The 1,394-nt window shown below is 69.6% G+C and carries 1 protein-coding gene; it reads right to left on the reverse strand.

The features are described 5' to 3' along the window. Positions 1 to 1,394 (reverse strand): polyketide synthase dehydratase domain-containing protein (locus IEZ15_RS43940; RefSeq protein WP_189282512.1); only part of this gene is annotated, 1,394 nt, incomplete at both ends.

Genomic DNA, 1,394 nt, shown 5'->3' on the forward strand with positions numbered 1-1,394 from the left:
ACCAGACCCCACACCGGCGCCTGACACACATCCACCCCCACACCACCACCCACAGCCACCGCACCACGCGTCACCACCACCAACGGCCACTCCTCACCCCGACCATCCTTCAACCACTCCTGCACCACACCCAGCACCCCACCCACCACAGACCGCACACCCGACACCACACCACCAGCAGAAACCCCGCCCGCACCCACCTCACACACCACCGGACCCGAGACCACACCACCCCCCACAAACTCATCCCAACCCGACCACACCACACCCGCACCCGCACCCGCACCCGCACCCGCACCCGCACCCGCACCCGCCAGCGGACGCCACACCACCTCCCACAACGCACCCGAACCACCCGACGCCCCCAACTGCTCCACCGACACCGGACGGGAGACCAAGGCGCCCACGCTGAGCACCGGCGCGCCTGCCGCGTCCGCGACCAGCACGGACACGCTGTCCTGACCGGCCGGGGCGATTCTCACCCGCAGAACCGACGCACCTGCGGCGTGCAGAGCGACGTTCGTCCAGGCAAAGGGCAGAACCGTCGACTCATCGGTCTGCGAACCGTCGTCGATCAGTGCCACATGCATCGCGGCATCGAGCAGGGCAGGGTGCAGGCCGAAGCGCTCGGCGTCGGCGCGGGCCGACTCCGGCAGGGCGACCTCTGCGTAGAGCTCTTCGCCCGAGGTCCAGGCAGCCTTGAGCCCCTGGAAGACCGGTCCATATCCGTAACCGCGCTCCGACAGGAGGTCGTACGCACCATCCACGTCGATGGCCGTGGCACCCCGGGGAGGCCACTCGGCGAGCCCCTCGACCGGCGCCACGGCGCCTGATGCCAGCACGCCTTCCGCATGCCGGGTCCACTGGTTCGGCTCTGTGTCCTCTCCCTGCGCGTACACGCTGACCGAACGCCGACCTGAGGCATCCGCGGCCCCGACGGCCACCTGGACCGCCATTCCACCGTGCTCGGGCAGGACGAGCGGAGCCTGGAGCGTCAGTTCTTCCAGGAGGTCGCAGCCGACCTGATCTCCCGCTCTGATGGCCAACTCCACGAATGCGGTACCGGGCAGGAGCACGCTGCCCAGCACTCCGTGATCGGCCACCCAGGCGTGGCTGCCGAGGGCAAGCCTGCCGGTCATGACGATCTCGTCGGCATCGGCATCGGCGAGAAACACAGTGGCACCCAGCAGCGGGTGATCCGTGTGCCCCAGCCCCAACAGACTGAGATCGCTGCCGGTGGCCTCGGAGTCCAGCCAGTACCTCTCCCGCTGGAAGGCGTAGGTCGGCAGGCCGACCCGGCGGGCACCCGAACCCTCGAAGAACCGGGCCCAGTCGACCGTGACTCCCGTGACGTGGAGCCGGCCGAGCGCGGTGACAGCCGTGGACGCCTCGTC

Origin of the sequence: Streptomyces atratus (assembly GCF_014648655.1) — a bacterium.
GTDB lineage: Bacteria > Actinomycetota > Actinomycetes > Streptomycetales > Streptomycetaceae > Streptomyces > Streptomyces atratus.